This window comes from Corynebacterium sp. 32222D000AT, assembly GCF_053546955.1.
In genome coordinates this window covers 1-7,008 of the sequence record NZ_JBPPVW010000032.1, presented here as the reverse complement: position 1 = coordinate 7,008, position 7,008 = coordinate 1, and the positions used below count along the sequence as shown (strand labels likewise).

Genomic DNA, 7,008 nt, shown 5'->3' with positions numbered 1-7,008 from the left:
CCACCAGCAGAAAAGAAATAGCTGCCTAACCACTAGGTAGCTCCACTACGTGTCCACGATTTGCGGGCAACCCCAGTTAGACTCAGTGGCATCAAGGTCTTTTCTTTTGCGACCGGGCGTTTCCAATGAGTGTCGACCCATTGGTCACCTCCCTAACGTCGTAGGGTTGTCCACTCGCCGACTAGGCGCGCAGAACAGCCCACGAACACGCGCGGACCCTACCGCGCACCGACGAGGAAGCTGCTCACCCCACCAGTAGCTGGCGTGGTTTGCAGACCACCATCACCGTAACACGCCCACACGCACGCCCTCCGGACGTTGTAAACCAGCCGGGGTACTACTCCCGCCCCTGGTTTTCCACAGGGCAAATAGCCCTCCGAAACTAAACCCCGGACGCTTCAGGGGCGCGTCCAGGAGCTGCGAGCCAAGGGCTTGTCTATGCGCGCTATTGCAACAGAAATTGGCTGCTCGGTGGGCACTGTTCACCGCTATGTCAAGGAAACGCTTGGATAGAACGAGCTGAAAGTGAACACAAAGTCTATTTCCTGTTACGTTTCCATCAACTCACTAGACCTTGTTATCTCAATGTTTTATGCTCCGGGAAGGAACCATATACCAATCACAGGTAGGTAATATCTATGAAGACACGTGGTCTCTTTATAAGCTCAATGGTTGCGGCTGCACTCGCATTTACGCCCTCAGGTACTGCAACTGCGGCTCCGGCTCCATCCCTAACTTCTTCCTCGGCCCCTATTAACGTTATGCCCTATGGATGGACAAAAGTAGATGCTCATCCAGACGGAGTGCCGAAAAAACAATGCGGCCCAGCCAACGATGGTGAAATGGTTGAAACCGAAGACATAGAGGGCGGTCGGAGACTATGGATATGCAGGCATATCAATCCAATTTTCAAGGAACCATACTGGGAATGGAGTGAAACTGTCCTCGCATAAAATAGTCTAGGAGAAAAATGAAGCTGACTCCACGAGCTGAACAGATTCTGAAAAAAGCTCAAGTAATAGCTCAAGAATCAGGGACTGAAACAACAGGTGCCGAGCATATACAACTAGCTTTGTTGCAGGATAAAGATTCAATCCCTTACCAAATAATTGATGGAGAATTTGGAGCAGAATCCTTATATAAAAAGCTATCTGCTTACTTAAACACGGAAGGGTACAAAACCTCCACCAATCGTGCAAGCTTTCTCACTTAATTATCTTCCATTAAAAAGACACGTTAACCAGTCAATATTTTGTTTGGTTAGCGTGTCTTTTCTGTTTGGAGTGTCTTAGGTTTTTAGGTCCGGGTGACTTGAGTGTTGTCCATTGATGCCCTGCCTGTGGGTGGGGAGAATGTATGAATGGTGAAGAAGTTCAGTAAACACACTCCCGAGCAGATTGTTCGCAAGCTGGATAAGGCTCGAGAACTCAGAGAATCCGGATCGACCACGGCTCAAATCCTCACCACGCTGGGGATCAGCGAAGCCACGCTGAACAGGTGGCAGGCAACCTATGGGGCGATGACCAAGAGCGAAGCTAAAGAGCTCCAGCGATTGCGCGAGGAAAACACGCGCCTCAAACGTCTCCTTGGGCAGGCAGAGCTGGAAAAGGCGGCATGGAAAGAATTATCGGAGGGAAACTTCTAAGCCCAGCTCGTCGTCATGATGCCGTCTGGCATCTCGATGGGCTGGGCTACTGCCACAGGCGTGCCTGCCAGATCGTTGGACTTTCTCGTAGTGCTTATCGGCGCGCTAGGATCCGTCAGGGCAAGCCGGATAAGCACGCGGACCTAAAAGCGTGGATGCACGAGTTCGCGCGTGATCACCGCCGGTGGGGACACCGGCGCGCCTGGAGGACCGCCCTCACCGAGGGGTATGGGATATGCCGGGAAACCTTCCGGAGGATTTGGCGTGAAGAAGGCCTGCGCGTCCTACCCAGGAAGAAGCGCAAACGCGTCGATGATCACGGCCAGCGCGATGTTCCTGCCGCCCAGTACCCGAACGACGTGTGAGCGCTGGATTTCCAGTTCGATTCAACATGGCACGGCAAGACGATCAACATCTGCACCATCATCGATGAATACACTCGCGAGCACGTCGCCTTCACGGTCGACAAGAAGATCGACGCGAACTCGGTGATCGAGCTGCTCGACCTCGCTTGTTGTGACCAAGGCGGGCGCCCGCGGGTGATCCGGATGGATAACGACCCTGAGTTCATCGCTCATGCGCTCAACGAATGGGCTGGGGAGGATGAAACGATTCAGGCGTTTATCCCGCCAGGCCAGCCCTAGCATAACGGGTATGTCGAGTCTTTCCACAACCGAATGCGTGACCAACTCTTAGAAGACAACAGCAACGAGAATCTCGAACACGCACGGATGCTCATGGCCCAGTGGTCGCAGCGGTACAATAACTTCCACCCGCATTCCTCGCTGGGCCACCTCAACCCGCGGAAGTATGCGGAACAATGGAAACATGAAAACACGGTCAACGCTTAAACCAACTGGACCGAATTCTTAGGCCACCCCAGAAGTAGACGTCGTAGAGTTCAAACTCCAGTAATTCAAACAAGCGAAAAGCGCACTTACCCTTTTGCAGAAGCAGTAAAACTACAGCCAGGGTTTGTAACTAAGGGGAATGCTTCACATCTGTAAAACCGACGACTAATTTCTTGTTTTTGTCTGTGTGTTAGCTTACTAACCAATGGAAGAGTTAGCTATTGCACTGCGAAGCTTGCGGACGTGCGATAGTGTCGCGTCATCCTACCAATCGGATAGGAGTTAAATCGTTCATAAGACCCGAAGGAGACTTCCTTGTTAGCCCATCTCAACAAGAAAATTGCCGCCGGTGTTCTTACCGCCGCAGCTGCCACCGGTGTTTTGGCACCCACGCCCGATACTCACTCTAACCAGGGTTCTGGCTTCGGTACTGCCGCTACTGCACAGGCAGAAACCAAGCACAAGTTCCAGTACATCTCCCAGGCTCAAGGCCAGGCCACACAGTGGGAAGACTGTGGTCCTGCCACCATTTTGATGGCTCTGCTGCAAAACGGCGGTGACGTACCCTCCAGCTACACCAAGTCCGACCAGACTAAGGCCATGGCCGATATTCGCGGCAACATCAACGGCTACCTACAAACCGGCCAGGTAGTCAACATTCTCAACCAGCGTGGTGTTTCTGGCGAGCAGCATCTCAACGGTGATGCAGTCAAGGCAATCGACGACATCAAGAAGGGTAAGAAGGCCATCATCTTGACTCAGACCGGTGTCATCAGCGGCGAGATGGCTAACCCAGGCTACGGACACTACGTCTACGTTTCCGGCTACGACAAGGATGAGAAGACCTTCACCGTCAACGATCCTCTAAAGAATGAGCGCGCGTCCTACCAGGCTACTGAAGACAACATCCGCGCTATCATCACTCAGCCAGCTGCAGGCAACTCCCAGTGGGTCTATACTATGTAGACCCCTACAGTCAGGAAACTGACATCCTAACAACCTGCTTTGTGAGCAGATGGTGAGATTGATCCCCTAGCGTTTTACGCAACGCTAGGGGAATTTTTCTATCCCCACCCACGAAAATTCACCCCCATGTCAGACCATGACAAAGCCCCTAGGTGCCCACCACGACGCCTAGGGGCTTCTACCGCACCAGAAAGGTAGTGAAGTGTCCCAGGTTTTGTTCCGTTTGAGTAGATGGGAAAATCTGGAACATGCCAAGGAAATTTGACCAGGATGCCAAGGACCGTGTGGTCCGTCTTGTGGAAGATCGCATCTTAGCGGAAAATTTGTCGATGCAAGCCGCGTGCCAGGCAGTAGCTCCAAAGCTGGGGGTTTCATGGCACACGGCCTGTCAATGGACTTAAGCCTGCCCGCCGTGCGGGAAACATCCCAGAACCTTTGCCTGAAGATTTGGCCGCTGAGAACGCGAGGCTACGTCGTGAAAATCACCAGCTACGCGACACCAATGAGCTGCTGAAGGCTGCCTCAGCTTTTTTCGCGTCGGAACTCGGCCCAAAACGTTAAGAAATGATCCGGTTTATCGATAAGTACCGGAGTATTTTCTCTGTCGAGTTCATTTGTAAGGCGTTGAAAACTAACCGGGCTGGTGGGTTTATCACCTCGCGTGGGTATCGCCAGTCTACCGCCCGTGGATTAAGTGCTCGTCGCCTTCGTGATGCTGTGCTGGTTGAACGCATTAGTGCTGTTCATCGGGATAATTACGGTGTTTATGGTGTGCGGAAAATGTGGCATGCTCTCCGCCGTGAGGGAATTGATATCGGTCGTGAACAAACTGCTCGGTTGATGCGCCTGGCCGGTGTTTCTGGCAAAGGCAAAGGCAGATCACCTATCACTACCGCTAAGCCTAACGTGCCTGATCTGCGCCCGCACTTGGTTGAGCGTGAATTCAAAGCCCAGGGCCCAAACAAACTGTGGGTGGCTGATATTACGTATGTGCGCACGAAGAAAGGCTTTGTGTACGCCGCGTTTGTCACCGACGTTTACTCTCGACGGATCGTTGGGTGGGCGTTATCAGATTCCATGCGCACCGAAGCTTTGCCGCTGCAAGCTCTCAACCAGGCGATCGTGTGTGCTGAGGAAACAACAGGTCTCATTCACCATGCGGATCACGGGTCGCAGTATGTCAGCGTTGTCTACAACGAACGACTTGCCCAGCACGGGATTGCCGCTTCCACTGGGACGGTGGGCGACTCCTATGACAATGCTCTGGCTGACAACGTTAACGGCTCCTACAAAAACGAGCTGATCCATGCTCGCAGGTGGGATGACGTTGTCGAGGTAGAAATCGCGACGTTCGAGTGGGTGTCATGGTGGAACGAGACTAGACTCCACCAAAGCTTGGGATACCGAGCCCCGGTCGAGGTGGAAACCGAATTTTGGAAGCAGAACCCGCCACAAAAAATAATAGAAATCAAGGCAAATGCCAAGGAACAAAACTCGGGGCACTTCATAGTGCTTGTTCTCTGTGCAACCCACCACAGTCAAGGGATGCCATGGCAGGCAGAATTAAACATAGCAACAGTACCCAACTCTGCAACTGGAAAAGGATAGAAAGGTGAAGTAATGGCCGACATTGTGCATGAAGCCCAGGACACGCACCTGCGCGCCCTATTTACCAAAGCTCACGGCGAAGATGGAGACTACGAGCACGCGCTAGACGCCGCCAACAGTGCAGCCAAACAATACTGGCAGAACTGCCAGCTACTTCCCCACTGGCCCGCGACGCCGCACAAGAACTCCTCCAAGCCCAAGACATCGGCTACACCTCCAAACTGTTTGTCCAAGCACTCTTCCCCTACCGCAACCCCGACAGCAACGAGCGGAAAATAGCTACCGCCGAGGGCACCATTAGCGTCTACTCACCCAACGGTCTCCCCTTCGGCAAGTACCCGCGCCTCATCATGGCCTACATCATCACCCGCGCCGTAGCTAATGCCGGTCGCCTCAAAGAAGGCAAAATCACCCACGACGAAGCCTGCCGCATCCCACTAGGCCACTCCATGAGTCACTTCCTTCAAGCAATCGGCGTCACCGGACGCGGCACCGGAGGTGCGAACGGCAATCTCTCAAAAATTCGCGAACAGCTTCTACGCCTAGCCAGCTCTTCAATTACCGCCCAAAGCGACGACGGAATTCACGCACGGGGCCGCAACACTCAGATCCTCGAAGACTGGAACCTCTGGTTCGATCCGCGCGACCCCAACCAGGGCAGCTTTGTAGAGTCTTACATTAAACTCACGCCCCAGTTTTTCAAGCACGTTGCCGAAGCCCCCATCCCCATCGACCTCAACGTCCTGCGCGAGCTGAGCAAGCCCCGGGCAATGGACCTCTACATCTGGCTTACCGTAAAGCAGTACTGGCTGGCGAAAAACAACCGCGAAGCCTACACCTTCACCTGGGACATGATCGCTGCCAATTTCGCCACCTCAGAGATAACCTCTACGGCCCAGATGCGAGACTTTAGACGACGCACAAAAGAAGCAATCGAAGAAGTTGCAAAGGTATGGCCCTACTCGGGAATTGAAGCTACTACAGACGGTGTGACTGTCACCAGAACCGCCCCGTCAGTTCAACAGAAGCCACCTCGCCCCGAACTCGACTAAACCGAACGCGAAAGACTAGCGCCCTCCGGGGCGCTTTCTTTTCCCCGAAAGCAATCTGCGCATAAGTTGACACATGACAGGTTTTCCCAGTTCAGGATGCGCATAAGTTGACACACGCAAAATAGCCCTGCGCATAAGTTGACACACGCCTGCGCATAAGTTGACACACGCCTGCGCATAAGTTGACACACAAAGATACTTATCCACAGGGTTTTACCTGCGGGTTTACCTATTTTCCCAGGTGGCTTATAACTATATCCCTGTAGATCTATATCCCCACAGGGGATCAACCAACCTACAGGCAAGCAAGTGGTTACTGTTCTTGGCTCCCGCCTCGCCTGGCGGCTCGTTGGGCTGCCGCGAAAATCGCTTACGCGATTTCCTTGCCTCCAAAGCAACCCACAACAACCACGCACCTTTCACCCTCCACGTCCCCTTGTGTTCTTCTAGAATCTTGGACAAAGAAAAGAGCGGCAAAATCAGAAAAGGTAACTAAGTGCCCCAGAGACACTACACAGAAAACAGTGCTGCCGTTATGTTCGATAGCGTCCAAGCTTCCATGTCGGTATGGGCCTCTAGGCTTTAGGCCATGGGATTTTTAGAAAACCTTTTTAACCGCTACACCCCACGCACACCGGGCAAGCCGGTCTTTGCCGTCATTGACACCGAAACCACCGGCTTTAACAAACGCTACGACCGCATCATTGAACTTGCTGCCGTGCGCGCCGACGCATATTTCAACCCCGTCGACTCCTGGCACACACTGCTTAATCCTGACGGCAAGGCCATTAAAAACTCCCACATTCACGGTGAACTGGCCCCCGAAAGTTGGACTGGTTTTAATTCTAGGCGGTTAGGGCTTCAAGGGTCTGATTTCGATATTGCA

Annotated in this window: 9 protein-coding genes and 2 pseudogenes; all 11 read left to right on the top strand. The window is 53.0% G+C overall.

Annotated features, from left to right (window positions below):
* Positions 1-417 precede the first annotated feature (417 nt).
* Positions 418-513, top strand: coding sequence for a helix-turn-helix domain-containing protein (locus tag ACEE23_RS11325; RefSeq protein WP_368520918.1), 96 nt, complete (start codon positions 418-420; stop codon positions 511-513).
* 457 nt (positions 514-970) lie between these two features.
* A complete protein-coding gene (locus tag ACEE23_RS11320; RefSeq protein WP_368520915.1) occupies positions 971-1,213 on the top strand; it encodes a Clp protease N-terminal domain-containing protein in 243 nt (80 codons plus the stop codon).
* Between the two features lie 147 nt (positions 1,214-1,360).
* Complete coding sequence (locus tag ACEE23_RS11315) at positions 1,361-1,645, top strand: transposase (protein WP_368520916.1); 285 nt, start codon at positions 1,361-1,363, stop codon at positions 1,643-1,645.
* Positions 1,615-2,010, top strand: coding sequence for an IS3 family transposase (locus ACEE23_RS11310; protein ID WP_368520917.1), 396 nt, complete (start codon positions 1,615-1,617; stop codon positions 2,008-2,010). The genes ACEE23_RS11315 and ACEE23_RS11310 overlap by 31 nt, the downstream gene beginning before the upstream one ends.
* Before the next feature lie 3 nt (positions 2,011-2,013).
* Positions 2,014-2,289 carry an integrase catalytic domain-containing protein gene (locus ACEE23_RS11305; protein WP_368521712.1) on the top strand — a complete coding sequence of 92 codons (276 nt, stop codon included), beginning with the start codon at positions 2,014-2,016 and terminating at the stop codon, positions 2,287-2,289.
* Positions 2,290-2,301: 12 nt separating this feature from the next.
* Positions 2,302-2,496 (top strand): annotated as a pseudogene (locus ACEE23_RS11300) (integrase core domain-containing protein); the annotation flags it as partial.
* 315 nt (positions 2,497-2,811) lie between these two features.
* Positions 2,812-3,462 carry a C39 family peptidase gene (locus ACEE23_RS11295; RefSeq protein ID WP_368521709.1) on the top strand — a complete coding sequence of 217 codons (651 nt, stop codon included), beginning with the start codon at positions 2,812-2,814 and terminating at the stop codon, positions 3,460-3,462.
* Positions 3,463-3,664: 202 nt separating this feature from the next.
* Positions 3,665-3,863, top strand: a pseudogene (locus ACEE23_RS11290) (hypothetical protein).
* Positions 3,864-4,026: 163 nt separating this feature from the next.
* Positions 4,027-5,070 carry an IS3 family transposase gene (locus ACEE23_RS11285; protein WP_368521708.1) on the top strand — a complete coding sequence of 348 codons (1,044 nt, stop codon included), beginning with the start codon at positions 4,027-4,029 and terminating at the stop codon, positions 5,068-5,070.
* 59 nt (positions 5,071-5,129) lie between these two features.
* Entirely contained in the window at positions 5,130-6,122 is a 993-nt protein-coding gene (locus ACEE23_RS11280; protein WP_368521711.1) for a replication protein RepA, read from the top strand.
* A 589-nt stretch (positions 6,123-6,711) separates the two neighbouring features.
* Positions 6,712-7,008, top strand: a 297-nt coding sequence (locus tag ACEE23_RS11275) for a 3'-5' exonuclease (RefSeq protein WP_448872938.1), incomplete at its 3' end; no start/stop codon positions are given.